Origin of the sequence: Desulfitobacterium nosdiversum, from assembly GCF_049860565.1 — a bacterium.
In the GTDB taxonomy this organism is placed as follows: Bacteria; Bacillota; Desulfitobacteriia; order Desulfitobacteriales; family Desulfitobacteriaceae; genus Desulfitobacterium_A; species Desulfitobacterium_A nosdiversum.
Genome location: NZ_CP172056.1, coordinates 2994094 through 3020586 on the forward strand (window position 1 = coordinate 2994094; position 26493 = coordinate 3020586).

General features: G+C 38.3%; 27 protein-coding genes and 1 tRNA gene. 6 read left to right on the forward strand and 22 right to left on the reverse strand.

The features are described 5' to 3' along the window. Positions 1-125: 125 nt before the first annotated feature. The 4 genes from ACHOLT_RS14355 to ACHOLT_RS14370 form a co-directional block, all read right to left on the reverse strand. Positions 126-2690, reverse strand: a complete 2565-nt coding sequence (locus tag ACHOLT_RS14355) for a DNA translocase FtsK (protein WP_425801936.1) — start codon at positions 2688-2690, stop codon at positions 126-128. A gap of 103 nt (positions 2691-2793) precedes the next feature. After that, a complete protein-coding gene (locus ACHOLT_RS14360) occupies positions 2794-3813 on the reverse strand; it encodes a metal-dependent hydrolase (RefSeq protein WP_425801938.1) in 1020 nt (339 codons plus the stop codon). A 146-nt stretch (positions 3814-3959) separates the two neighbouring features. After that, positions 3960-4847 (reverse strand): BON domain-containing protein, encoded by an 888-nt coding sequence (locus ACHOLT_RS14365; protein ID WP_425801941.1) that lies wholly within the window; start codon positions 4845-4847, stop codon positions 3960-3962. A gap of 77 nt (positions 4848-4924) precedes the next feature. Continuing rightward, positions 4925-5761: a PHP domain-containing protein gene (locus tag ACHOLT_RS14370; protein ID WP_425801944.1), complete on the reverse strand. Its 837-nt coding sequence runs from the start codon at positions 5759-5761 to the stop codon at positions 4925-4927. Positions 5762-5935: 174 nt separating this feature from the next. Here ACHOLT_RS14370 and ACHOLT_RS14375 point away from each other — a divergent pair. Next, a tRNA-Trp gene (locus ACHOLT_RS14375) sits at positions 5936-6009 on the forward strand. Positions 6010-6239: 230 nt separating this feature from the next. Then, a complete protein-coding gene (locus ACHOLT_RS14380; protein ID WP_425801946.1) occupies positions 6240-7250 on the forward strand; it encodes a DUF4236 domain-containing protein in 1011 nt (336 codons plus the stop codon). Between the two features lie 294 nt (positions 7251-7544). On the opposite strand, the gene ACHOLT_RS14385 is transcribed toward ACHOLT_RS14380, so the two are convergent. The 4 genes from ACHOLT_RS14385 to ACHOLT_RS14400 form a co-directional block, all read right to left on the reverse strand. Beyond that, on the reverse strand, positions 7545-8033 hold the full coding sequence (locus ACHOLT_RS14385; protein WP_425808079.1) for a type II toxin-antitoxin system death-on-curing family toxin: 489 nt from the start codon (positions 8031-8033) through the stop codon (positions 7545-7547). Continuing rightward, positions 8029-8316, reverse strand: a complete 288-nt coding sequence (locus ACHOLT_RS14390; RefSeq protein ID WP_425801949.1) for a hypothetical protein — start codon at positions 8314-8316, stop codon at positions 8029-8031. The genes ACHOLT_RS14385 and ACHOLT_RS14390 overlap by 5 nt, the downstream gene beginning before the upstream one ends. Positions 8317-8463: 147 nt before the next feature. Further along, a complete protein-coding gene (locus tag ACHOLT_RS14395) occupies positions 8464-8625 on the reverse strand; it encodes an aspartyl-phosphate phosphatase Spo0E family protein (RefSeq protein ID WP_425801951.1) in 162 nt (53 codons plus the stop codon). A gap of 306 nt (positions 8626-8931) precedes the next feature. Next, a complete protein-coding gene (locus ACHOLT_RS14400; protein ID WP_425801953.1) occupies positions 8932-9318 on the reverse strand; it encodes a hypothetical protein in 387 nt (128 codons plus the stop codon). A gap of 187 nt (positions 9319-9505) precedes the next feature. On the opposite strand from ACHOLT_RS14400, the gene ACHOLT_RS14405 reads away from it, so the two are divergent. Beyond that, entirely contained in the window at positions 9506-9643 is a 138-nt protein-coding gene (locus ACHOLT_RS14405; protein WP_425801955.1) for a hypothetical protein, read from the forward strand. Positions 9644-9984: 341 nt separating this feature from the next. Here ACHOLT_RS14405 and ACHOLT_RS14410 read toward each other — a convergent pair whose 3' ends face one another. The 4 genes from ACHOLT_RS14410 to ACHOLT_RS14425 form a co-directional block, all read right to left on the reverse strand. Continuing rightward, complete coding sequence (locus ACHOLT_RS14410) at positions 9985-10344, reverse strand: hypothetical protein (protein ID WP_425801958.1); 360 nt, start codon at positions 10342-10344, stop codon at positions 9985-9987. A 795-nt stretch (positions 10345-11139) separates the two neighbouring features. Further along, complete coding sequence (locus ACHOLT_RS14415) at positions 11140-11676, reverse strand: DUF3231 family protein (RefSeq protein ID WP_425801961.1); 537 nt, start codon at positions 11674-11676, stop codon at positions 11140-11142. 301 nt (positions 11677-11977) lie between these two features. Beyond that, positions 11978-12190, reverse strand: a complete 213-nt coding sequence (locus ACHOLT_RS14420; RefSeq protein ID WP_425801963.1) for an aspartyl-phosphate phosphatase Spo0E family protein — start codon at positions 12188-12190, stop codon at positions 11978-11980. A gap of 693 nt (positions 12191-12883) precedes the next feature. Further along, positions 12884-13075 carry an aspartyl-phosphate phosphatase Spo0E family protein gene (locus ACHOLT_RS14425; protein ID WP_425801965.1) on the reverse strand — a complete coding sequence of 64 codons (192 nt, stop codon included), beginning with the start codon at positions 13073-13075 and terminating at the stop codon, positions 12884-12886. Between the two features lie 360 nt (positions 13076-13435). On the opposite strand from ACHOLT_RS14425, the gene ACHOLT_RS14430 reads away from it, so the two are divergent. Continuing rightward, positions 13436-13651 (forward strand): hypothetical protein, encoded by a 216-nt coding sequence (locus ACHOLT_RS14430; protein ID WP_425801968.1) that lies wholly within the window; start codon positions 13436-13438, stop codon positions 13649-13651. Positions 13652-14093: 442 nt separating this feature from the next. Here the strand turns inward: ACHOLT_RS14430 and ACHOLT_RS14435 are convergent, their stop codons facing one another. The 7 genes from ACHOLT_RS14435 to iadA form a co-directional block, all read right to left on the reverse strand. Further along, a complete protein-coding gene (locus tag ACHOLT_RS14435) occupies positions 14094-14219 on the reverse strand; it encodes a hypothetical protein (protein ID WP_425801971.1) in 126 nt (41 codons plus the stop codon). Positions 14220-14404: 185 nt separating this feature from the next. Further along, positions 14405-15157: a succinate dehydrogenase iron-sulfur subunit gene (gene sdhB / locus ACHOLT_RS14440; RefSeq protein ID WP_425801974.1), complete on the reverse strand. Its 753-nt coding sequence runs from the start codon at positions 15155-15157 to the stop codon at positions 14405-14407. A 25-nt stretch (positions 15158-15182) separates the two neighbouring features. Then, positions 15183-16919, reverse strand: a complete 1737-nt coding sequence (gene sdhA / locus ACHOLT_RS14445) for a succinate dehydrogenase flavoprotein subunit (protein ID WP_425801975.1) — start codon at positions 16917-16919, stop codon at positions 15183-15185. A 15-nt stretch (positions 16920-16934) separates the two neighbouring features. Beyond that, positions 16935-17540: a succinate dehydrogenase cytochrome b558 subunit gene (locus tag ACHOLT_RS14450; RefSeq protein ID WP_425801977.1), complete on the reverse strand. Its 606-nt coding sequence runs from the start codon at positions 17538-17540 to the stop codon at positions 16935-16937. A gap of 337 nt (positions 17541-17877) precedes the next feature. Then, entirely contained in the window at positions 17878-19563 is a 1686-nt protein-coding gene (locus tag ACHOLT_RS14455; protein WP_425801978.1) for a sigma 54-interacting transcriptional regulator, read from the reverse strand. 221 nt (positions 19564-19784) lie between these two features. Further along, a complete protein-coding gene (gene fusA, locus ACHOLT_RS14460; protein ID WP_425801979.1) occupies positions 19785-21806 on the reverse strand; it encodes an elongation factor G in 2022 nt (673 codons plus the stop codon). A gap of 118 nt (positions 21807-21924) precedes the next feature. After that, positions 21925-23118: a beta-aspartyl-peptidase gene (gene iadA, locus ACHOLT_RS14465; RefSeq protein ID WP_425801980.1), complete on the reverse strand. Its 1194-nt coding sequence runs from the start codon at positions 23116-23118 to the stop codon at positions 21925-21927. 233 nt (positions 23119-23351) lie between these two features. Here iadA and spoVB point away from each other — a divergent pair, with 233 nt between their 5' ends. Beyond that, complete coding sequence (gene spoVB / locus ACHOLT_RS14470) at positions 23352-24890, forward strand: stage V sporulation protein B (protein WP_425801982.1); 1539 nt, start codon at positions 23352-23354, stop codon at positions 24888-24890. 11 nt (positions 24891-24901) lie between these two features. On the opposite strand, the gene ACHOLT_RS14475 is transcribed toward spoVB, so the two are convergent. Continuing rightward, entirely contained in the window at positions 24902-25159 is a 258-nt protein-coding gene (locus ACHOLT_RS14475; protein WP_425801984.1) for a hypothetical protein, read from the reverse strand. 118 nt (positions 25160-25277) lie between these two features. On the opposite strand from ACHOLT_RS14475, the gene ACHOLT_RS14480 reads away from it, so the two are divergent. Beyond that, positions 25278-25502 (forward strand): small, acid-soluble spore protein, alpha/beta type, encoded by a 225-nt coding sequence (locus ACHOLT_RS14480; protein ID WP_425801986.1) that lies wholly within the window; start codon positions 25278-25280, stop codon positions 25500-25502. 60 nt (positions 25503-25562) lie between these two features. Here ACHOLT_RS14480 and surE read toward each other — a convergent pair whose 3' ends face one another. After that, positions 25563-26294 (reverse strand): 5'/3'-nucleotidase SurE, encoded by a 732-nt coding sequence (gene surE, locus ACHOLT_RS14485; protein ID WP_425808081.1) that lies wholly within the window; start codon positions 26292-26294, stop codon positions 25563-25565. A gap of 10 nt (positions 26295-26304) precedes the next feature. Then, the gene (locus ACHOLT_RS14490) at positions 26305-26478 is read right to left on the reverse strand and encodes a YpmA family protein (RefSeq protein ID WP_425801988.1); all 174 of its coding nucleotides are present in this window, start codon (positions 26476-26478) and stop codon (positions 26305-26307) included. Between the last annotated feature and the right edge of the window lie 15 nt (positions 26479-26493).

Below are 26493 nucleotides of genomic sequence, written 5' to 3' on the forward strand. Positions count from 1 at the left end.
AGCAGTCTTTATGAATTATACCCATTTCTTTATTTATCATGCTTTATAGCCATAGGGTTTTGCCTTAAACATAAAAAGAGGATGCCATCCGGCACCCTCTAAAAGTAATTCGTTCATTAATTAAATTAGCTGAAACGTTCCTCAAATTCTTCCATAGTCATCAATATTTGTCGAGGTTTACTTCCTTCATATCCTCCAACAACGCCATTCTCTTCCAATAGGTCTATCAATCGAGCTGCCCGTGCATAGCCTAATTTTAATTTTCGTTGAAGAAAGGATACCGAAGCCATGCCTGTATTCATAATCAACCGACCTGCATCGATAAATAATTCATCTTCAAAGCCGGAACTTTCAACCTTCGTTTCTGTTTCAGCTAAAAATCCTTCAGGATCAAGATACTCTGGTTTGCCCTGAGACTTCCAATAGCTGATTACTCTTTGAACCTCATCATCAGAAACGAAACAGCCTTGAACACGCACCGGCTTATTTAAACCTTGGGGTGAATAAAGCATATCTCCCTTCCCTAGAAGTTTTTCAGCCCCGGTTGCATCAAGGATAGTTCGAGAATCAATTTGTGAGCTTACCGCAAAAGAAACTCGGCTTGGAATGTTTGCCTTAATAACACCGGTTATAACATCAACAGAGGGACGCTGTGTAGCAATCACTAAGTGGATACCTGCTGCTCTAGCCATTTGAGCTAAACGGCAAATAGCTTCCTCAACTTCATTTGCTGCAACCATCATTAAATCCGCTAACTCATCAATGATTACAACGATCCACGGAAGGATGGATGACTTATGATCCGTCTCTGCATTTTTTTGACGATTATATCGTTCAATATCTCGTACTCCCGCTGCTGCAAATAATTCGTAACGGGTCTCCATTTCTTTGACAATCCATTTAAGTGCTGCCGCCGCTTTTTTAGGATCCGTAACAACAGGGGCTAACAGATGAGGAATTCCATTATAGATACTAAGTTCAACCATTTTAGGATCGACCATAAGAAACTTTACTTCTTCAGGACGTGCATTAAATAATATCGAATTGATTAACGACGTAATACAGACACTTTTGCCTGATCCTGTTGCCCCGGCAATGAGAATATGCGGCATTTTTTTAAGATCTGCAATTACAGGCTGATTGGAAATATCCTTTCCAAGTGCCGTCTTCAGTTTCGATGGATTCTCTTGAAAAGGCTGTGTCTCTAACACTTCACGGAAAGGAACGGGTCGTGGATGTTTATTAGGCACTTCTATCCCGATTGCTGCTTTACCTGGGATCGGTGCCTCAATTCTAACATCTCGAGCTGCCAAACCCAGTGCAATATCGTCCGCTAAATGAACGATTCTGCTTATTTTAACCCCAGGAGCCGGAGCCAATTCAAATCGTGTGATAACAGGCCCACGTGTAACACGAACAACTTTCGCCTGAACTCCGAAGTCTGCTAGAACTTGTTCGAGCTTTTTTTGAGTATCCGTATCATGGACTACTGGAATATCAGGGATTGGATCAAGAAGTTCAAAATTAGGCAAAACCCATGTTTTGGGTTGATCCGATAAAGGAACCTTAAAACCTTCTTCTTGGGTTTCTGTTACTATTTCAGAGGATGTTTGTTCCGGGTCCAGTTCTTGCGCTTTTGACTCAAACTTCATTTCCTGAAGTTTTATATCTGTTTTTTCAATGTTATTTCCGTCTATTTCCTTTTCAAGGGAGATTGACTCTTTGATTATATCATCTTTATTCTCTTTATCGTCGTTCACCTTAACTTCGTTGCGTTCTATATTATTAAGACTCAGGTTATCCGAATTATCATTAACTCGATTTAGAGAAACTTGATTTAGTGAAGTCCTTTCCTCCTCGTTTTTCAAAGGAACAGTTGCCTCTAGCGAACTAATCTCGTGCATGCTACCCGGATCGGGAATTGATTGAGGCTGAACTAAATGAGCAAGTTGACCTGGAATAAGTGTTTCAGTCTCTTTCTTCAGTGCACTAAGCCATTCCCTTTTTTCAGGAAGTTTTGCTTGAAAATGTAATGTTTCTTTAAGATTTTCTTTAAGTTCATCTTTAACTTCTTCTTTAAGCTCTTTTTCACATTCTGTTTGAACACTATCAAAGTAACTATTAAAGCCTTTAAGCGTTACAATCTTTGTTTCTAACGGCTTAAATGAAAATTTATGCCCTTCTTGGAAATATGTAGAGAAATCATTACCCAGTTCACTGAGATCCTCAGCCGCAGCAGGTTCGGCCGTTTTAATCTCAGGTCCCTCAGTTGAAGCAAAGTATTCTTCAAAGCCTTGAAGACCCACTAATTTCCCTTTTGGAAGCGGAATTCCAGTTTTTACTTGGTCATGCGTATGAGTAAGCTTATTTGTTTTTTGATCCTGAGTTTTCCCTTTTATTCTTTGATCATTTTTACGTGAATACTTCTTTCTGCCCTTAGACCGTGATCTTTTAGATTGTGTATGAGACGCAAGAATATATATTCTTATCTCAATACCAATCGCTAAAAACAAACAGAACAAAGGAATAACCCAAGCCAAACTACCAAAAATGTTTTTGAGGAAAGCATAGATGAGACGACCAATCACAGTCATTTCAAGCTCACCCAATAGTCCTAAAAAGCCTAAAATTCCTGCTAAAATCGCTAAGACATGCCATCTTCCGTGAGAGTTTGTCCGTTTTTTGGGCACAATTCCACCTCCATGTTGATCACAAAAACAGTCCGGATAACAGAAATAGAACCTCTGGTTGTTTTTCACAGAGGTTCTGACCTTAAACTAAGAATTTCAAAAGCTAGTATTCAAGAACAATTCCCGTTGAATTCCTGCTACGGAAGGGATAAAAAGTTTCTTCCCCAATTTGGCCATCGGGAAGCATCAGGACCTCACCCGTATATAGAAAATCTTCTTTATCCCAATAACGAAGGTCGAGAAATTCAACCTTTTGTTGAGATCCATCCTCTTTGAGTAAAACGTGGCAATATGGCGTAAATTGATTAAAAATCTCAGCCAATTCTCCTTCCATTGCATTTGCAATTAATGGAGCATCTGGATCATAGCAGGGCAAAGTCTTAAGAATTTTTGGATTTTCCCCGAGAACTATACCAAATCGCACTTCAGTTTCTTGAAAAAGTAAGAATGACCAATTAAATGGCCTGTACATTGCTGGCAGAACCTTAATACATGTCTGATCCGTGATTTTATACTTTTGCATAAGTTTTTTACGTGTCTTCCTTCGATCGATTTCACGATACGAAAGATAGCAAATACTAAAGATAAGTGCAGCTAAAGTTGAATCCGTGGAAAAGTCGGGATAGATCATAGATACTACAAGTGAGAATAAAAATAGTCCAAAGACAACAGGATCCGTTACAATAACCATATCTACAGTAATTTTCTTACGATAAACAGGCCAGAGTAATTCCGCCCCATAAGAGTTTAATACATCGCTTAAGCCATGAGATAGAGTTCCAATCAAAGTCCAAAAAACAATTACTGCCCATGACGTCGTTGGATAAATAAAATAAAGAAAACTTCCAAGACCCAAAGCCATTCCACTTAATGCAAATAAAGAATGACTTACACCACGATGTTTCATTAGATAATTTATTTTTCCTTTAAAGTAAGTCACGATATCTAGGTCGGGCAACATTGCTCCAAGTGTACATCCTAAAAAGACAGGATCACTCATCTGAATCGGGTGTCCTGATAAAGTAGATAAAGTTGCTCCGATTAAGCCATGAGTTATTGGATCCGTACCGATCACCCCCACGAAATTTACACCGCATTTATTATAACATATCAGCTTTATCATTGTTTGATAATTTTTTGTTAAAAGAAAAGTCTTATGTCAGTCAATTATATGATAATAATCCAAATTGTCGGTAATTTTACAGACAAATATAAGCTCAACCTTAAAAATAAGTTGAGCTCAATATCTATCTGTTTATTGTTAGACAGCTATTTAATACTATGTGCTGCAACTTTGATTGAACTATTAATTCCATGGATTCCGGCTACATGATGAATCATTGATTCAGCCCAGCGTCTGTCTTCGTCAGAATAAACCTCTCCGCTTAAAAAGGCAATTCCCTCTTTAACAAAAGCCCTGACATGTTGACTCGTCATACCATGCTGTCCCAGTTTTCTTACCAATTGTTCTGTTAAATTTAAATCTTCACCTTGTGAACGATGTCTTGCAAAAAGTTCGCTTATAACTGCTTTGACCCCAGGAACCTGATATGCCGTCTCTACGGCCCATTCTATTGCCTCCTGAGTATCTACCATACCTGTTAGGGTAATCAATCCATTTCTGGCTGTTGTCTTTATCTCATGCGCATCGACCCAGGGTGATGCCACAAACGCATTTTCTACCCTATTCACTAAAGTAGCATCATCAACCGCTTTCTCAAGAAATTGAATCTCACTGCGAATCTCTTTAACTCCACGAACCTGTGATGCAATTCTTTTCGCTAAACGCTCAGTACTTTGTGTTTCAACATGGCCTAATAATGTCACAATTCCTTGGCTCACTCTACACCCTAAGTGAGTGATATCTTCATAGTTTGCTTGGCTAAATCTTTCAACAACTTGTTTTTCAATATCCTTATCAGAAATATTCCCGTCATTAGAAATCGTCAACGAGTTGTCGAGTTCCCGAACACCATCAATCCGTGAAATTCTTTGAGCAATAAATTCCTTTTCTGATAAAGCATCTACTGTTCCCCAAAGAGAAACTTTATCTCCTTTAACTTCAATATGAATACCTTGACCCGTTTCTCCAAAGTGAGTTTGGATTAATTGTTTTATGTCTTGAAAAACTTCCTTTTCAGATCGTATTTTTTGCATATTTGTCCCTCCACATAAAAAACTAATCTTAGTTTTTCTCTGAAGGAGCGATTTTATCCTACTTTCAATGAAGTGAACTAAAGGGATAAGTCTAACTTGAACTTAAGATCATCAAAACAATAGTTTGGTACATTAATTTGACCCAATTGGACGAGACTATATGGACCATGAAAATCGCTTCCGCCTGTTGTCAAAATTGCCTTTTCACGACCTAAAGCTTCATATTTTGCAATAAGATCAGCACGTTTTTCCCAGTATCCATAATATACCTCTAAACCGATCGGACGATATTCCAGAAGCTGATTCACAAGTTGGGGATCTTTAAGTAAACCGGGATGTGCAAGGACAGGAATTCCATGACAAGAATAAATTAAATCAACCGCATCTTCAAAGGCATGTTCTAAAAAAGGGATATATGCTGCTCCACCGGGTTGAAAGAAAGCAGCTATGACAGACCAGGGGACATCATTTTTATTTAACTGGTCATGAAGCACATACATAATATGTCCCTTACTTACAGTCCCTTCAGGGTTAGCAACTCCCTCTACTTCGCTCCATTTTAAAGATAAACCTTCACTTTGCAGACGCTTTACCATATCGAAAGCTAATGATGTGCGCTTATACCGCAATTCCTTTAGTCGTGCTTGAAGCGATAAATTTTCCAAACAACTGTCATTAAAATAGCCTAACAAATGAACCTCATGCCCCTGAAAAGCTGTTACGAGTTCTACCCCAGGAATTATTTTTAGTTTAAAGTTATCTTTATATTTCCGCGCTATTTCAACACCATGAGTTGTCTCATGATCTGTTAGTGAGAGAGCTTGTATTCCTTTTTTCGATGCCAGTTCCAGAACTTCATTAACCGAAAGTGAACCATCAGATTCTTTAGTATGTACATGCAAATCGATAAACACTAGGCTTCCCTCCCACTCTAAAAATATTTTAACATAATATATGCCTATCCTTTCTCTCTCTATAAAATCTTTTTAAAAAAATTATTTTAGAAATAAATATATACTCGTCATATTGTTGACATAATTCTAATGCTCTAGTATAATTTGCACTGTCGCTATTTTATTCATCTTCATAGGGGATTAGTTTAATGGTAGAACAGCGGTCTCCAAAACCGTTAGTGTGGGTTCAACTCCTGCATCCCCTGCCAGTAAAAAAGCTCAACCACGCATGTTTGCGTGGTTTTTTGTTTTCTTATAGTACTACTCTTTCGGATAGCCTTTTGGGGATTATTTGGGGACTAACGTAATTAAAAGTTATATTAAACTACAACAAATCAATTATCAAATAACGGCCATCTGCAAAAAGAAACTATATACAAAAAGGCAAACACAAAAAGAAGGTAATATCTTGTAAAAATAGAATCCTTATCTAACATTAATGAAATCAGGTGATTTTATGGGTTCACGTTTTAGAAAGCAGATCGGTCCAAAAGGATTTAAGCTAAACATTGGAAAGAAAGGCATAACTTCTACCAGCGTTAAGATCGCAAAAGGCATTACCTATAATAGTAAACGAGGGCTAACACTGGGTATCCCTGGTACAGGTTTCAGCTACAATTTTGGGAGAAAGAAGGATAATAAAAACTATTTAGGAACTCATAGTGAAAGGCAAATAGCCAATCAAGTAAATTTATTTTCCTCAGAATACACCAAAGGGTGGAGAGAATTTACTGGTGGCTATAATAAAAAAGCGCTAATTGCTTCCGGAATTTGTATAGCACTTTGTTTCACTCCACTATTGCCCCTCGGCTTAGTATTATCAATTCCGTCTCTTTTATGGTTAGCAATTGATACTCTAATTAAGGTGATTAAATATAATAAACATCTAAAAACAAGTCCAATACTGTCTGAAGTTTCATACCCTCCAATAGAAACTCCATCAGTCGTTAATTCGATACAGAAGGTTAATCAAGTTTCGGAAACCAAACAACCAAAAACAGAATCGTTTACATTTAGGGTGGCCGGAATATCTGATGATAAGATTCAAAGGGCAATAAAACATAATTTAGTCGAGGAATATCTGGAAAACAACGAAGCTTATGACGGAATGACAAATAAGGAAATTCTTGAAGATTATGCAGATGAAACCTATCAAGTCGACGTTTATGGTGATTCCGAAATAACTCTGATCCCAGAACCGGAAAATACATATAACCACAAGGCCATTAGAATCGAGCATGAAGATATAGGTAAAGTTGGATATGTACCAGATAAGAACTTAAGCAAAGTACATGAGATACTAGACAGAAATAACTATAATCTCGAATGGAGGTTGATTGGAGGAAAGTTTAAGCAAATAGAGTACAACGATGAAAAGGATAAAGATGTTGTCGTCGTCAAAGAGCACACTTATGGGATTGAGATTACACTGACAGAGAAAATGCCATAATAGATACAAAAAACCCCTCGGGTTTCATTCCCGAGGGATTTCTTACATCTTCCAGAGAATCCATTTCATCATCTGCAGCTCATACTTCAGTTCGAACTTCTTCAGCTCACCATCAATCTCAATTGGCAAACAAAAACCTTCATTCTATTTCTGGTCAGCTTCTCTTCTGTCGCGGAGCAGATCTGCTCCACATCAATCACCTTTCAATTGTAGGCAAAACGTGATGGCCTAGGATTGCCGTTTAGATCGAACCTCGCAACCATTTCGATTAGTGATGCTATAACCTAATTTTAATCACTTAAATTTAGTTATTTTTCTAAAAAAATTCACAAAACCCAAGTAATCTTTTGCCCCTGTATTTCTTGTTGCTGTATATTTAGTATATCTTTTTAAATACTTATTCTTAATATGATCTATTGAAGGTTTAGTATTTACAACAGCTAAAGCAAATTTATACAATCTATTTGGAACAGCGATAACCTCATAACCATTCATTTCAAGGAAAACAATCATTGCCATTAAGGCAGTCCTTTTGTTTCCATTATAGAAAGCGTGATTAAGAGCAAGTGATCTAAGATATACTGCTCCCTTAGATAAAACATCAGGATAAAGTTCAATTTTATCAAAGGTCTGCTTAGGCTCATGAAGAGCAGATTGAAACAGAGAGACATCTTTAATGCCTCTCTGTTCTAATTCATCATCTTTAAATTCACTAAAGTAATCATCTATCACCACAAAATGAATAGCCAGCAAATCTGACTCATTTAAGTACTGAATCCTAATGTCTAGAAAGCCTCCTTAGAGCGCTTTTATATTTTTCAGCTGTTTTAATTACCGTCGACATTACCTCAGGAGAGATGTTGTTCTGCCAGTTTTTATCTAGACCCAATTGTTTCAGTACATGTGGTGGTATCTGAATACTATTAAGCTTTTGGGTCATTTCTGTCATATTTTGACCCTCCTTTCCGTGTACATCCCCATTACCTCTCGCCTCAGTTATAGTATATTTTAATTTCCATCTTTGGACAACCCCTTTATGCCTCTTAAGAATAACTTTTTTAGGCACGCAACCACGTCCTAATCAATATTTCTGGTAATAATATGCCCAAAAATAAGTAATTAGGACTCATTCAACAAGACAAATTCACTCTATTCCTAAGAAAACTTTAATTTTATACAAAAAATAACTCCCTGCCGAAGCAGAGAGTGTTGGTCATTGCTTTGCGATTCGCAGATATTCATTGAGCAATCTTTTAAAACGTTGATTTAATTCCACGACATCCGGATCACCAGGCGGTTTGCACTTTCCTAATTTGATAAGATTCCGATGCACTTCTACAATATCTTGGCATAAATGTTCAATTCCAGATTTCACTATAACTTAGACACCCTTTCATGCTCGCAATACATCTATTAAGCTATACGAAAAGAGTGATTTTTTTTATGGGGTAATCTGAATTTCATAAGAACAGTTAGGCATATAGAAAAGCCCTCTCTACACTAGAGCAAGAGAGGGCGTTGTTGTATCTAGGAAGCTTGAGCTTGTGCTTGTGAGTTAGTCGTTGCTGGCTGTTCAGGGGGAATGGATTGTGCATTAACTTGAGAAGTAGCACTTAATTCAGAAGTCACTACAGTAAAAGTAAGTTTCCCAAGTTCTTGTTTAAAAATAGGAGTTAGCGCATCATTTCCTTTTAATACTTCTCTTACGGACTCTGGGTATATCTCCGGATTTATAGGTGAAATAAGTATGGTAGCCATAATTCAAGCCAGTTAATAAATTGGCTATTCCTTCAACCTTTCCACTCCACAAAAAATTATATTTAATAATATCTTGTTCTTGATTAAATCTAATTACACTGGTGCCATTTACAAGGTATACCAATGGCGTATCTCCTTCATAGCCGCACAGGTGCAAAATAAATGACTTTGAAGGTATACTCTCATTTAACTGTTGCATCAACTTAATGCCTATTGTTTCGATGTTATCGTCTGAAGTACCAACATTTTTTTGACGTACGCAAACTGCATCACCTTCATTCTTCCATATTGTGGCAAAATATCTAGACAAAGCATAAACTGTAGTATCTTCAAGAAAAGGAGGAGTTCAGATGGCTTTTGGTGGTGTTGATGGAGCCTGTGGATGTGGACCTAATTTCTTACCAGGCATTGCAATCGTAGTTGTCATTATTCTTCTGCTTATCGCAATGGGAATCGTCTTCTAAGCTTAATTAAAAAATTGATAAGGAGGTAATGTCATGTACGGTATGGGATTCGGCGGTGCTTGCTGTCCACCAGTTGCAGCCCCCTTTGGCACTGGCGCTGGTGTAGGCGTTGGTGTAGGAATTATCGCTATTGCAATTCTTATTCTTATCGCATTAGGCGTAATCTTCTAAACGAGAAAGGAAATAAGCTTATGTTTGGGTTTGGATTTGGATTTAGGCGTTTTGGATTCTTCCCGTTTTTTAATCCATTCTTTTTTCCGTTCTTCCCGTTTTGGTGGTAAACGTAAAGCCGGGCTATGTACCCGGCTTTTTCTATTGTCAAAAATAATAAAAGAACAAGGTGTCACATTTGCGATTGTTGTCGTTAAAAGCCATGTGCTTAACAGTTCTCATAGTGCCGATGAAGCACGTCGTTCCTTTCAATATTTATTTCCCGGAATACCAGCTGTTGGACGAGAATTACTGGAAAGTAATCCATGTAAACATGTTCGCCCTATGTTGGTTAAATTATTCTATTCTAATTCTGGAGCCTTTGCGTGGAGTGCTGCGAGCAAGATCTTCAGCTCGTCTCGTTCCTCTCTGGCCAGGGCTAATTCATCCTTAATCATAGCCAGCTCATCCATAACTGTATCATGCGTTTCGTTTAATATACGTTCTTGGTTCTCTCCGGCCTTTCGCGAAACATAACCAAGTACCGGGAGGGCTGCACCTTGGAAGAAGCTCTGAATAAGAAATTGAACCCATCCGATTAGCCCTTCGGGACGTTGCCAGAACAAAGGGATCAAAACAAAGGCGCAGACAATCCAAAACATCGCCATCGTCGATAACCAAAAGGAAATCTTGTCTCCAATCCAATCGTTAAATCGTTTCATCTCGAACCCTCCACAAATGTTATGCTATCATTCTAACGCATTTCATTTCCCGTTCAAAGATCATCCACCACCTTTCTCACCTGTCAGCTCATCAATGCGCTTATGAGCTGACTTATTTGACTCTTCTACTCGCGTTACACGCTCGGCGAGAGCATTCATGCTTATATTGGTGTCTTTTTGTTCACCATCAACCTCCCCCTCTTGGTGCGATTCTTTTTTGGCCCCCTTTGAATAACCGACATATTCAAAAACAACTTCGCTGGCAACTCCAACAGATGAAATTAAGGATATGACTGATACTTAATCCACTAGGTCATCCCCTCCATCTCCTTTTTTACGTATAAAAATAATGCCTTGAAATCAAGGCGTTTAAAAACAAATTAAATTATTTATTAACATAACTAAACAACGAAAGTCCGATTCTTGCAATCACCACAAAACCTAAAACACTAATAATCCCCAGCATATCGATTCCTCTTTTCTTTTTGAATGGAATTATTCTATTCCGGACGGATTATTATATGCATAGGTGTGTGAACAATATGGGTCTATTGTTACACTAAGCGAGAGATGGATTTACTTTTAAAACTGAAAATATCCCCAAAATTATTCCTGTTTCTATGTGAAAAATGTTCCAATATAAATAGAAAAAGCCTCGCCATTTCTGACGAGGTATAGTAAAGGGGATTAAATTGAAAAAGAAACAAGATTGCCGTACTCAACTATTCTTAAAATAAACTGAAGAGCGCGTGAAATCTCTGTGAAACAAATCCTTGAAGGCCTATATTTCTCAACTCAATGTGTTACTTTAGCAAGATGTGGAAGCCAGCCCCGATGAATCATTAGCTGCAAAAGCCGATAATTCCAATCTAGCCCAGCATCAAGAAATTTACGGAACATCATACCTACTTCTAGCTGATATGATTGATGAAGTGCCCCTAACAAAGCCATCTGAGCTGCTTTTGCCATTGTTCCAATTCCAGCTGCAATTTCATTGTCTGTTAAGCGAGCATCACTCGGAATGTCAATGCTATTGTGTAATTTATGCTCACTAAATCCGAAATGCGGTACTTGCGCCTCGCTCATGCTCAAATGTCTTTCACATTGTTCAATAAGTGGATTAACCAAATCATCAATAGCAATTTTAATTAAATCTTTTAGCTCAGGGTCTAAGGCGTGATTATACATAATTTCTAGCATAGAACGAGTATGCAGTCCTTGAGCGATTATACCGTACAAACTGCCTCCTTCAAGATAGTTGACAGGTTCTTTATCAAAAATAGCCTGTACCGCCGCACGTGTACTTGATTCTACCTTTTCAAGAATTGTCATCGAATCGGCCTCCTTAAACAATATTGAATTTAGTATGTACCGTAATTTGTTTTTCTAACAATAAAAAATAGCCCTCTGCCAAGGGATTTCTTTTATCTTCCATAATTCCCAGAACAAAAAGTAACATTATGGGTCAAGCCTTTATAATCTAGATCAAGAAACAGAAAAACCCTTCTCAATCTCATCTTTTGAGGCCTGTGCAAGAGGCCTCAAAAAAAATTAGAGAGGGGTTAAACTATATCCTATTAGCTCAACTTCGATCACACCGTTAAATTTAAACTTAGCGACCATCTCTACCGGTTTACAAATTATTTTCATCCTGACAAGCTTCCTTATTTTGCAGCCTGTATAAGTAATCACTTGTTAAAGTTTCATATTCATTAAGTAATCGATCCAATTGCTGGCTAAGTCTTACAACCTCAGGATCAGTAAGCGTTTTACTGTTTCCCAATGAGAGTAACTCCCTACGAGTTTCTTCGATTAAAATTCGTTTAAGCGCAATTTTGCGAACCACTGTATTCTGACACCTTTCTTCGGAACTCACGAATCCGATTGTAATGCAAAGATGTAAGGATTACCCATGAATATAGCTAAGCACTTGATTTTTGCGGTGATATGCTATGCGCCGGCTGAGAAAAGGGGTACGGTTGAGCATGGAATTGTGCTCCTTGCGATAGTTTTATTTTCTTATCGTCTTCGCGATTTACTACCTGGAAAAATTATTATAACAACCGTAACTGCTACCAATACCCATAACCACCATGGAACACTAAAAAAAAACATAATAGCTCCTTTAAACATACTATCCAATAAAGAATTGCGTATTACATTTAGATCAACTGAGACTTCGATTCTCTTCTGCTTTACTCATTATTACATACACTTATTGGCGAATTCGCGTGAAACTTGTCTATAAAGAAAAAATAGCCTCATTCATATAATGAAGTGCCTTTTCTTTTTAAACTACATTCCAACATCGGTACTTCGATTGATGGTATCCGTCCCGTTGTGCGTATCCCTTTACGCGCTATCACTTTCGTTAGCCCATAATAGTTTTGGGCGGCATTCTAGCCGCCCTTCTTTATATTTAGCGAATCCACTTATGTATCCACCTCATAATCCAGTTCAAACATCTTAAATTCTTCATCAATCTTATTCTGGGTACGTAAATACCTTCAAAGCAGATTTTCCGACAGTTTCTCTGCTGCTAGGCTTCCTTTTGCTGCAGCATATATGTGTAATCACGTCTCAGAATTTCATATTCATTAAGAAGTTCATCCAACTGCTGACTAAGTCTTACAACATCAGGATCTGTAAGTGTTTTAAAGTTACCTAATAAGAATAACTTTCTTCGAGTTTTTTCGATTGAAATTCTTTTAAGTGCAATTTGACGTACCATAGTCTTTCGATACCTTTCTTTAATAAACAACTCACGAATCTTATTTTAGTACAAGTATGTAAGGATTATCCATAGAATTTATTGTCGAATACAGTTAATATGGCATACTTATTTTAAATGGAAATAATAACAACTGCTTATTATGCCTATTACATAATTATTAAGGACAACCGTAACATTCACAAAAAAATTACCCCATCTTTGATGGGGCAGAGAAGAAGGAACAAACACTAATTTTGTAAATAATAGTGCAAAGTATTGTATTTCAAAGTCTGATGAATTAAAATACAGCTTATATTGCAAAAGTAACGTGAATATTGTTACAAGTTTGACAATTTCGGAAAGAGATGCATTTGTGATATGTCTATACATCTAGCAACAATAAGCGGGGCTGTAATTTCTTTAATTCTATCTATAGTCGGTGCCATGGCGGCTGAGAAAAAAATTGTTCAAGGGCTCAAAAGTGTTGAATCCATTGATCATTCAATGTTTAACCTTACATTTATAGGAATTGCTCTCATTGAACTTCTCCCTGTTCTTATGCTCGTTTTTACCATTATTCTTATTATCGATTAGAATCCTTAGGCCCATTGCAAGAAGAGACTTTTCTATGAAAAACACTGGACTTTTACAGTGTTCTTTTTTCTATTCGAAGGCTTACCTTTACAGGACATTTTCTAATGCCTTACTTTCAGTATAGTTTTAAACAAAAAAAACCTGTCATCGCTGACAGGTTGCAGTAAGGGGTTAAAATATTGAAAAAGAAAATCTCAAGATGAATTATAATCCACTTTTCCCATTATTCCCTGAAAATTACCTGAAACTAATGTGAACTATTTGTGAAAAAATATCCTGAACATTATATGGACAACCTGAATATAATGAAATAAATAAAGGACGACTTAATCCCCATCATTCCAAGTTCTTAGTTAAGAATCTTATAGGACCTTGAGTCCTAATATTAAAGGAAGAGGGGATAATATGTTTCCGGATTATCAAGATTTTGGTGAATCTGCTTCTACAGCAATTGATCCTCAGCCTCAACAATTAACTCTGGGATCTCAACCTGAAAACCAACCACTCCAGCAATCTCCTTCGTCACCAGAAACAGTACTCCAAGCACTATACCGCTGGGTAGTGTCATTAATTTCCTAGACCTTTTGAAATCGACTCTCCAAGCGGAATATATTTAATCGTGCGTTTTCCTTCCCTTAGTGGCGGCGGTTCAGCAAGCGACTTAAACGATAATTAAATAATCAGTGCAGTTGAAAAAAATCGCAGCCTTTACTCACGAGTAAGAGCTGCGATTTACATTTTAGTCTCTAATTACTACTTGTTTAACCAATAAGTTAAAGCAAACTTATTGGTTTCTTTATTCAAATCAGCAATACTTGTTGTCAGAGGAATTTGTTTAGGACAAGCTCTTATGCAGTTTTGTGCATTACCGCAATCCGAAATTCCTCCCTCGTCAAGAAGTGCCTTAAGCCGTTCATGCTTATACATTTCTCCTGAAGGATGGGCATTAAACAGTCTAACCTGTGAAATTGCAGCTGGTCCAATAAACTTGGAACGTGGATTTACTTGTGGACAAGCCTGCATACAACACCCACACGTCATACACTTAGAAAGTTCATAGGCCCATTGTCTTTTTACTTCAGCCATGCGCGGGCCTGAACCTAAATCATAGGTTCCGTCAATATCGATCCAAGCATGAACTTTTTTCAAATTCTCAAACATCAATGCACGGTCCACCATTAAATCGCGGATGAGTGGGAATTTTGTGAGTGGCTCAAGAACAATCGGCTGCTGGAGTTGATCTACGAGTGCCGAGCAAGATTGACGGGCTTGACCGTTAATGATCATTGTACATGCACCGCATACTTCTTCTAAACAATTGCATTCCCATACCACTGGATTTGTTTTTTCCCCCTGAGCGTTAACAGGATTTTTTTGAATATCCATTAAACAAGAAATAACATTCATATTTGGACGATAAGATATTTCAAACTCTTCCCACCGTGATAGCTTGTTGGGGCCATCTTGGCGACGAATTTTTAATTGAATCGTTTTTTGAGTCGACAACTCTTTCCCCTCCTCTTTTAACCTTTTATTTATCTACTGCGTAATTCCGTAAACGAGGTGAAATCAGGGAAACATCTACTGGTTCATAACTAAATTCAGGGCCATTCGGAGTCCATGCAGCCAATGTAGTCTTCAACCAATTTTCATCATCGCGATCCGGGAACTCGGGTTTATAATGTGCTCCACGACTTTCATTCCGTCTTAATGCGCCTAAAGTAATGACCCTGGCAAGCTCTAACATATTCCATAAATGCCGAATCAACATGGCCGTTTGGTTGCTCCAAACGACATCATCAATTAAGCTGACGTTATGCCAGCGTTTCATCAGTTCCTGTATTTTAACATCTGTTTCTGCTAATTTATCATTGTAACGGACAACCGTAACATTTGCAGTCATGAGATTCCCGAGCTCCTTATGTAACAGGTAAGGATTCTCTGTTCCTTTCATGGAAAGGATCTGCACCCACTTATGCTCTTGGCGCTTTTTCTCTTGAATAAAGGAAGGTTCGTCTGCATTAGGAGCTTTTATTTTATTTTTTTTGATATACTCCATGGCCTTCGGACCTGCTACCATGCCTCCATAAATCGCTGAAAGCAAAGAGTTAGCCCCTAAGCGATTTGCTCCATGATACTGATAATCACATTCCCCAGCAGCAAAAAGTCCAGGGATATTTGTCATTTGATCATAATCCACCCAGAGTCCACCCATGGAGTAATGCACGCCAGGGAATATTTTCATAGGGACTTTTTTCGGATCATCACCGACGAATTTTTGATAAATCTCAATAATTCCCCCAAGCTTGACTTCTAATTCATGAGGGCCAACATGTGAAAGATCAAGATAAACTTTATTTTCCCCGTCAACACCCAGCCCTAAATCAAAAACAACATGGTAAATGGCCCGTGTAGCAATATCTCTTGGCACTAGGTTCCCATAAGCCGGGTACATCTCTTCAAGGAAGTACCAGGGTCTTCCATCTTTATAAGTCCAAACCCGACCTCCTTCGCCGCGAGCTGACTCAGACATTAGGCGAAGTTTATCCTCAGCCGGAATAGTTGTAGGATGAATTTGCACAAATTCTCCATTTGCATATTTAACCCCTTGTTGGTAAAGGACTGAAGCCGCGGAGCCTGTATTAATGGTCGAGTTCGTGCTTTTGCCAAAAATCATTCCCGAACCGCCCGTACAAACAATAACCGCATCCGCCGCAAAAGCTTTAACCGACATATCCTTCATATTCTGTGCTACAATCCCTTTGCAAACACCGTCTTCAAGAACTGCCGAAAGGAATTCCCATCCCTCATACTTTTGAACAAGTCCTGTAACTTCAAAATGCCGAACTTGCTCATCCAATGCGTATAGGAGTTGTTGCCCCGTCGTTGCGCCTGCAAAAGCTGTGCGATGATGTTTAGTACCGCCAAAACGTCTGAAATCCAATAGGCCTTCAGGGGTTCGATTAAACATGACTCCCATTCGGTCCATTAAATGAATAATTCCAGGTGCTGCTTCACACATGGCCTTAACAGGAGGTTGATTGGCTAAGAAGTCCCCTCCATAAACACTGTCGTCAAAATGAATCCATGGAGAATCTCCTTCACCTTTCGTATTTACAGCTCCATTAATGCCCCCTTGTGCACAGACGGAATGAGACCTTTTAACTGGAACAAGGGAAAAAAGATCAACATGAGTTCCATTTTCGGCCATTTTAATAGTTGCCATAAGTCCGGCAAGCCCACCGCCGACAACAATCACTTTGCTCATCTCTGATCGCCTTCCTTATCTCAAAAATGCCGACAAATCGCTCAAGCCGACTATCGTTAAAATGACGAATATCACTGCACATACATAGCTCCATTTTCGCTGAGCATTAGGTCCCACAGTTATCCCCCAAGTGATGGCAAAAGCCCAAAGTCCGTTTGTAAAATGGAAAACGGCTAAAACAATTCCAAGAGCGTAGAAAATCAGACCCAAAGGATTGCTGATAATATGTTGAAGCGCAGCAAAATTAGCCTCGCCAAAGCGAAACATCCAGACATGGGCTAAAACAAAAATAACGGTATAAATTCCGGAAACTCTTTGGATAACATAGAACCAGTTACGTACATACTTATTACGCAAAAGATTACTTTGACCTGTATAAACGACCCAGGCTCCGTAAATCGCATGAAAAGCAATGGGAATAAAAATAACAATGAGTTCAATAACAAAAATTCCAGGAAAGCTCCGCATGGCTCCAATCACTTGATCGTATTGAATTGATCCAAATCGAGCAGAAAGATTTAGGGTTAAGTGGAACATTAAAAAGATGCCAATGGGCAAAAGTCCTAAAAGAGAATGGACCCGCCGTATTAGAAAATGATAAGGTCTTTGTAAAGCGGACATGTAATAATATCTCTCCTCTCTCCATCTATTTACTCTGTTTTCATTCTTCTAATCTTCCTCTAAATCTCATCTCTGTTTTAGGTCTTTGGTAACATATGTTTATCTAAATAACTTCAGGCTTTTATTTTAAGATGCAAAAAACATGCCATTGATATATGGTCAATAAAACGTAAAGTTTAGAATTAATATATAGTCATAAAAATCCGAATTTTCAAGTGAAAATTCGGATTTTAAATGTAACCTCTTCTAAATTTTATAAGAACTCAATTTTCTATTTTCTATAATTTATTTACGCAATATTAGAAATTTCCGTCTTAATAATTATGGATCTTGATTATTAAATTGTTTTTAGTTTGTTATAGAGTGTCGCCAAAGAAATATTTAAAGTTTGAGCTGCTTTCTTTTTTCCTTCAACAGAATCACCATACCGATGTAAAGCCAAGCGAATCATCTTCTTTTCAAGCTCGTCAAGCGGCATAAGTTCCCCAAATTCCTTTTCCGGCATCTCTCTCATCTCCACCAGTGTGATGAGTTGTTTAGCCGTTATAATGTCTCCTTCAACAGAAACCATGGCACGCTCAACAACATTCTGAAGTTCTCTCACATTTCCGGGCCAGTGATAACTAAGTAAAAGTTGTTCAGCTTGAGCATTCATTCCTACAACGTGTTTTCCAAATTTGCGGTTAAATTTCATGATATAGGATTGAGCATAAGCTAAAATATCCTCTTTATGCTTTCGCAAAGGAGGCAATCGCAATTCCACAACATTTAGGCGATAAAAGAGATCCTCGCGAAAATCTCCCTGTTTAACCATTTGCCTTAAGTTTCGGTTTGTAGCCGCAATAACCCGGACATCGACTTTAATAGTTTGTGTCCCTCCCACGCGTTCAAATTCCATATCTTGAAGGACCCTTAAAAGCTTAGACTGTAAATAAGGATTCATATCGCCTATTTCATCAAGAAAAATAGTTCCGCCGTTAGCTAATTCCATTTTTCCCATTTTAGTTTTGAAGGCCCCTGTAAAAGCGCCTTTTTCATGTCCAAAAAACTCACTTTCAAGAAGAGTCTCAGGAATTGCAGCACAGTTAACTTTAATAAAGGGTTTCTCTCTTCTTTCACCTGCACTATGAATGGCATGGGCGAAGAGCTCTTTTCCAGTACCGCTTTCTCCTAAAATTAAGACCATTGAATTGCTTTTCGCAGCCTTTTTGGCCAGATATACAGATCGTTCAAAATCAGGATGGCTTCCTAAAATATCATCAAATGTAAAAGAACTTGTAGAGATTTGACTTATACGGCTTTGTAAATCCGTGATGACTTGATTAGATTCTTGAAGTTGTTCCATTGTTTTATAAATATCAGTGAGAGGTTGAAAAACAACGACACCTGCATCAATCTTACCGTCTACTATAATTGGGGATGCATTTGAAACCACTTCTACCTCACAGCCGCCTACCTTGGAACGATGTGCGAAAATAGGCTCATGTGTCCTGAGAACGCGAGCCAAAGCCCCATCGGGGGATACATCAAAAATATTTTGGCCAATTCTCTCATGGGCAGAAATCCCTGTCACACGGCTGAATGAGGGGTTAACGTACTTAATAATCCCGTCTGATCCAGCAACTTCAATTGCCTCCTGTACAGAATTTAAAATTGTATCAAGTCTGCCTTGAAGTCGCTTTAACTCAGAAAGTTTTTCCTTCTCTTCAATAATGTACATCATGAGATTTGCGCCTTCAGCCTCCATTACAGAGGTTTGAGTTGATTTCAACTGTTCTATTTGTTGCTGCACTTCAGGTAGCCCTGTAGCTTCAATAATAATCTCCATTTCATTTTTACAAAATTGCTCAATAGATTGGGAAGTTAGAATTCCATCACGTCGTGCCATTAGAATTCCAGGGGCAGTTTCTAAAATGTCGCAAACATTAACAACTTCAAAATGATCGATTGTTTTTAACGTCTTGTATACTGAAGAACCTCCCTTCCCGGCGCCAATAATCCCCACACGGACTTTTTGAGACACATTATCCTCTCCTCGTATATTCAAATAATTAAAATTATCTTTATCTAATTTTTTGAATATTCGCCATTAATATATTTTTTCCTTTTCTTAACAATATAACTTTTAATATTTTTTAAGTAATTATATTTACTTTCTAAAAAATTTTATAAAACAAAGAACTCCTGTTCATAATTGAACAAGAGTTCTTTTCTAGACTTATTAAATTTTAAATAGGATTATGTTTATCCATGTTGAGCTGTTTTAAGTTGACTAATAATGGTTTCAGCAATTTTCGGCGGAACATCCTCATATTTCAGAAATTCCATATCAAAGCTGCCTCGTCCTTGAGTTAGTGATTTCAGGTCTATGGCATAGCGCATCATTTCTGACTGGGGAACATGAGATCGTATAATTTGAAATTTTCCATCTGCTTCCATACCAAGAACTTTTCCTCTTTTACTGTTCAGATCCCCGATTACATCACCCATAAAAATCTCAGGAACTCGTACCGTGACCTCAACAACGGGTTCCAGAAGAACAGGTTTCGCTAATTCCGTTCCTTTTCTAAACGCGATAATTGCAGCTAATTTAAAAGCCATTTCAGAAGAATCAACGCTATGATACGAACCATCATAAAGAACAGCTTTTATTCCTGTCACGGGAAAACCAGCCAAAATTCCTTCGGTCATAGCCTCCCTTATTCCTTTTTCAACAGCGGGAAAATATTGTTTAGGGACTGCACCTCCGAATACTTCTTCCGAAAATTTAAATTCGCCCTCATATAAAGGTTCAATATTTAACCAAACATGACCGTATTGTCCGTGTCCGCCGCTTTGTTTTTTATGTTTTCCTTCAACTTTAACACTTTTGCGTATCGTTTCCCGATAAGGGACTCTTGGTACTGTTGTATTTACTGCCACTCCAAACTTACGATGTAATTTTTCAATGAGAATCTCCAGATGCATCTCACCCATTCCAAAAAGCAGTAATTCCTTAGTTTCGGTATTTTTTTGGGTTCGTAAGGTCGGATCCTCTTCAACCAAGCGTGCAAGTGCACCGCCAAGTTTATCTTCGTCACCTTTACTCTTAGGAGAAATCGTTACTGGAAGTCGTGGTTCGGGAAAGTCGATTCCTGTTAACTTAACAGGATTTTCTTTGGAACAAAGGGTATCCCCTGTTCCGACATCCTGAAGTTTTGCTACAACGGCAATATCGCCCGCTGTTATCATGGCTATATGTTCTTGATTTTTTCCTTTAAGCAAAAAAAGATTTCCTAATTTTTCTTCTGTATTTCGATTAGAGTTGTATACAATTTGATCCGGCTGGAACTTTCCGCCATAAACACGAAGAAAGTTCATTTTACCGACAAAGGGATCGGCAAGGGTTTTAAAAACAAGTGCACATCTATCATCCTGCACTTTTGGCGTAGGGCAATTGCCGACTATAAAATTTAAAAGATTAGCAGTTCCAATGTTTTTATAAGCTGAGCCTGCTAAAATCGGAACTACTAAATTTTGGGCAAAGCCGGCTTTTAAAGCGTTTTGAAGTTCTTCATCGGTTAGAGTCTGACCATCAAGATATTTAGATAAAATATCATCGTCGGTTTCCGCGACAGCTTCCGAAAGGAGATCACGCAATTGATCAATTTCATTCTGGTACTCCGGAGGAGCATCTTTTACCGTATATTTACCGCTTCCATTATTTTCGTAATAGTAAGCCTTCCGATCAATTATATCAATAACTCCCTGAAACTGCGATTCTTGACCAATAGGTATATGTAAGGGGGTGAAATGCATCTGAGGAAAACCTTGTTTGAGTTGGTCAAAAACTTTCTGATAATTAGAATTTTCACGATCAAGCTTATTAATAAAAACAATGCGGGGTAACTTTTGTTCTTCCATTAAGTCCAGGATAATTTCAGTTTGCACCTCAATTCCTGCAACACCGCAAAGAACCAGTACCCCGCTCTCAACGACCCGAAGGGCAGATTTTACTTCACCAAAAAAATCAGAGTAACCAGGAGTGTCCAGAACGTTAATTTTTACCCCATTCCATTCTACTGGAATATGACTTGTGCTGATGGAAACTTTATGTTTGATTTCTTCAGGTAAGGAATCCGAAATGGTATTTCCCTCCTGAATTTTCCCCATGCGGGTAATAGCACCAGAATTGAACAGAAAAGCTTCCGACAGAGATGTCTTTCCTGCACCACCGTGTCCAACCAGACAAACATTCCTTAAATTTAGGGTTTCATAATTCTTCAAGACAATCACCCTCCTTGATGTTTTATAATGAAAAGGTTACCCTTTTACTTACTGATCCTCGGAGTTTATTCAGCCTGAAGACAACGTTGTTATTCCTTGATTCCCATTAAATTTAGTGTTAGCCGACTTCGATATTTTGATAGTTTTTACTGAGTGCTTTTTCATATTGGCCAAAAACAATGGGTACAGCATCATAAACCATAAGCTTTCCCTTTGCCCATACATGTTTAATCTCAAGATTATCGTCCAATGTAATCAAGTCTGCATCAAATCCAGGTTGTATTCTTCCTTTTTGATGAAGCCCGAGCACATGTGCTGGACTCGAGGTAATCACTCTTAAGGCATCTTCGAGAGATAGATTGTATTTCTGTACAGCGCTGCGAATATCTCTCCATAAAACGCGGACTGATCCAATTCCCATTCCCACGAGTTCACCTTGGCTGTTATACCTCGGCATGCTCCCATTTCCGTCCGAGGTAACAGTTACTCTGTTATTTAATAATTTTTTATCCGCCAGAAAATGTAAGATGTAAGGAACACGGAGATCCTCCGTGTAATCATCACATCCAGCCGTCAGATCAATATTGCCGCCAGACTCAAGGAATTTAATGCCTTGCTCAAATAATGAATGCGTTCGATTCATATGTGTCGGCATAAATTGAGTAATTGGGATCTCCGTATTATCCAGGATTTGATAGATGGGTTCGATTCCGCGTTTTCCATCCCCAAGATGAAGATGGACTATACCTGCCTTCCCGCCTAACATTCCTCCAACTCTCGCCTCTGCAGCGAGATGTTCAAGTTCAGCAATCTGGGGTTGTGCAGAACGATGATCAGAAATTGCAATCTCACCTGCACCAATTACTTTATCAATAAGTACTAAATCTTGACGCAAATTCGCCATTAGATTACGGTTTGCTTGATATGCACCACTATAAATATATGTTGTCAAGCCTTCGTCTTCGATTGCCCGAGCCTTAACTAAAAGCTCTTCCATCGAACGAGATATGGCATCAGTACCTAAACAACCTACAACAGTCGTGATTCCTGCCTGTGTTAATTGAGAAAGTTGAATTTCTGGTGTTCGTGAACTCGGGCCAGCTTCTCCCCCTCCTCCACAAATGTGAACATGAGCATCAATAAACCCCGGCACTAGAAATTTCCCTTCCAGGTCAAAGATTTTGCCCTGGACATAAGGCGGAAGAGTAAGATCATTTCCAATAGCTGCGATCTTCCCTTCAACAATGAGAAGATCATGCTCCTCAATTCGTTCGGGCATATATATTTGAGCATTTCGGATAAGCTGCCACATTTTACATCCCTCCAATTCAGGCTTAGAATCCCCTCCATTTTATCTAAATATTCTTTGAAGGAAAAACTAACTCTACGTAAATCTTAATTAAATCTTAATAAAAGTATATTTCTCCATTTAAATCTTAAATCCTGTTGCCCCTTCATTCTCCTAAGAAATTTATATTGTCATGGATTTTTTACAATAGGCATAAAGTTATACATAAGATAGGAGAACAAGCATGGAGGGAAAACATGGCCAAACGCACTTTTGTCTATGGTGCAACCATTCTTTTCGCAGCAAATTTTCTTAATCGTATTTTGGGATTTATCTATCAATATCTAATTATGACACATATTGGCGGCGAAGCTTATGGCTTGTTTAATATGGTTTTCCCCGTTTATATGATGGCACTGGTTCTAACCACTGCCGGGATTCCGCTTGCGGTATCAAAGATGGTTTCAGAAGCACTTTCCTTAGATAACTTGGCACGCATGCAAAACATATTTAGATTATCCCTCACCTTTCTATCGTTTTCCGGAGGGTTTGTAGCAATATCGCTTTTTTTTCTCTCTCCATACCTAGCTGACCATATCTTCCCTGACCCACGTGTTTTAAGGGTCTTTCTTGTATGTACTCCAGCCATCCTTATTGTTTCTATTTCTTCTGCTTTCCGCGGTTATTTTCAAGGACTTCAAAATATGGTTCCTACAGCACTTAGCCAAATTAGCGAACAAATTTTACGCGTTCTCATTGGTTTTTCTGCTGCCATATATCTAGCTCCTCGTGGTGCTGAATGGGCTGCAACAGGCTTGGCTCTAGGGATGTTAGCTGGGGAAGTTATGGGATTGATCGTTATCTCCATACATTATCAATTAAAGAAAATAAAGTCTTATAAAGATGAACCCATTCCCTCCGTATTTCAAGTCTATAAAGAACTTTTCACCTTATCCTCGCCAGTTACTGCAGGACGACTTATATCAACAGGTTTATCTTCGCTCGATGCCATGCTTATTCCTCAACGCTTGCAAATTGCAGGTTACACGGCACGTGAGGCAACAACTTTATTTGGCCAATTGGGAGGTTCTGCTTTTACCTTGCTCACCTTCCCCAGTGTTTTTACATTTGCCCTCGCAACTTCTCTTGTTCCTGCCATCTCTGAAGCTTCAGCTCGAAATCAGCATTACGTCGTAAAGGCGCGCAGTTCGGAGGCCATTCGTTTAACCATCCTGCTGGGACTTCCTTGTTTACTTATTCTTTTTTATTTTGCCAATCCTTTAACAGCCTTTTTTAAAAGCCAAAATATCGCTCCCATCCTCAGGATACTTACTCTAGGCGGTATCTTTTCTTATCTTCAGCAAACAACAACCGGAATTCTTCAAGGACTTGGGAAAGTATATATTCCGGTTATTCACTCCATTATCTCAGCACTTTTACGAATCCCTATTCTTTATGTCTTAACTGCCCAACCAACCTGGGGATTAACGGGTACTGCCCTTGCCTATGTTTTTGGATTTTTTATTATGGCGCTATTAAATATTGGAGCGCTTATTCGATATACAGGAATGCCCCTTGACCTTCAGCGTTTTTTCCTCCAACCTATAAGCGCTGGAATAGGAATGATGCTTCTTTTTAAACTTACAATTACAATAGCTGAAAGCCGCAGCTGGTTTGTTCTAATTCAAATCATAATCGGCTTAATTTGTTATTTTGCTATTCTTATATTGAATGGAGGAATAACATTAAATGATCTTCGGAAGTTACCCTGGCTTGGCAAATATATTCCCGTTTAATCAACATTTTCCTATTTTCTCCACCACTGCCGCATTTGATCGCCCCATTGCCAATAGCTTAAGAGAAAAGTAAAACCAAAAAACAAGAGAATAAATAATTTATAAATGAAATAGACTTTAAGTACTGTTAATAAAACCATAATTAACGCAATGGCTGCAGGTACGGCGAAAAGCTGTTTTAATCGCTTATCTTTTTGCTTCCATTTTTCTGGAGTAGAAAAAATAAATATAAAGAGTAGGAAGTAAAACAAAAAAACTCCAAATATCATGATATCTTCCTCCAATAACAGTTCAACTTATATCCTCCAGATTTTTTACACTATAAACAAATTTCATTTGGTTAAAATAAAAATGTTCCAAAAAAACAGATGAAAGGAAGTGCTCCATATGAGCCGTGGAAATCGAAGCGCAGGCATTTTACCCCAATCTGTTTTGGACGAGTTTAAATATGAGGTAGCCTCCGAATTAGGGCTAACCGACAAAATCCAATCTCAAGGCTGGGCAAATATGACTTCACGTGAATGCGGTCATGTTGGCGGTCGAATTGGGGGAAGTATGGTTAAAGCCATGATTCGAAGAGCTGAAGAAAGTCTCAAGAATGGCGGTTTATAAAATACTGCTCATCACTTGAAATAAGGAGTACAGCTATTTAATTGCTGTACTCCTTTCAAATTATAGCATCAGCTTTAATTTATCAAAATCAGTCAAATTTGAATGCATCGGCGTAATGGAAATAAAATCCTCTTGAATTGCATATAAATCTGTTTCAGGATCGGTTTCAAGTGCTAAGGTACCGGATTGCCAATAGTATTCCCGCCCTCTTGGATCTACTCGATGTTCAAAAACGTTTTGATAAACTGCCTTTCCTAATTTCGCATATTTTATTCCTCTCCATTCGCTGGATGGAATAGGAGGTATATTTATATTAAGCAGTCCTTTTGCGCAGGTTTGTTTTTTAAAAAAATCGTAAATAAAGCGGGCTGCATCATCAAAATCAAATTTATCAAACCCGGCCAGTGATACGGCAATAGAAGGAATGCCCAATAAAACGGCTTCCATTGCAGCCGAAACCGTTCCCGAATAGAAAACATCGGTTCCAAGATTAGGGCCATTATTTATTCCCGAAATTACAAGGTCAGGCTTAGGGACAATTTCACCTTGTATGGCAAGTTTAACACAATCCGCAGGATTACCACGAACCGCATACCCTTTAAACCCTTTTGTTAAATTATGTTCTGTGATCATAAGAGGTTCGGCAAGCGTAATAGAATGCCCTGTTGCCGATTTTTGGCTCTCTGGTGCAACAACTGAAACAGATAAAAAGGGATCTTCCTCAAGTATTCCTAAAAGGGTTTGCAGTCCCTTAGCGAAATAACCATCATCATTTGTCAATAAAATATTCATCTTTGTCGCATTATTCAACTTCATAGATTGAAATTACCATACTCTCATCTTTTTTTGTTAAACCGAACATTAAATGATAATTTTTTAAGCTTTTATTAAGGAAATCAACGACCTTATACATTTCGGAGTTCGCGTTAACACGTTGTGTCGCAATTAACTCCAGTTTTCCCTTATCCCGTTCCATTATGTTACCTCTTCT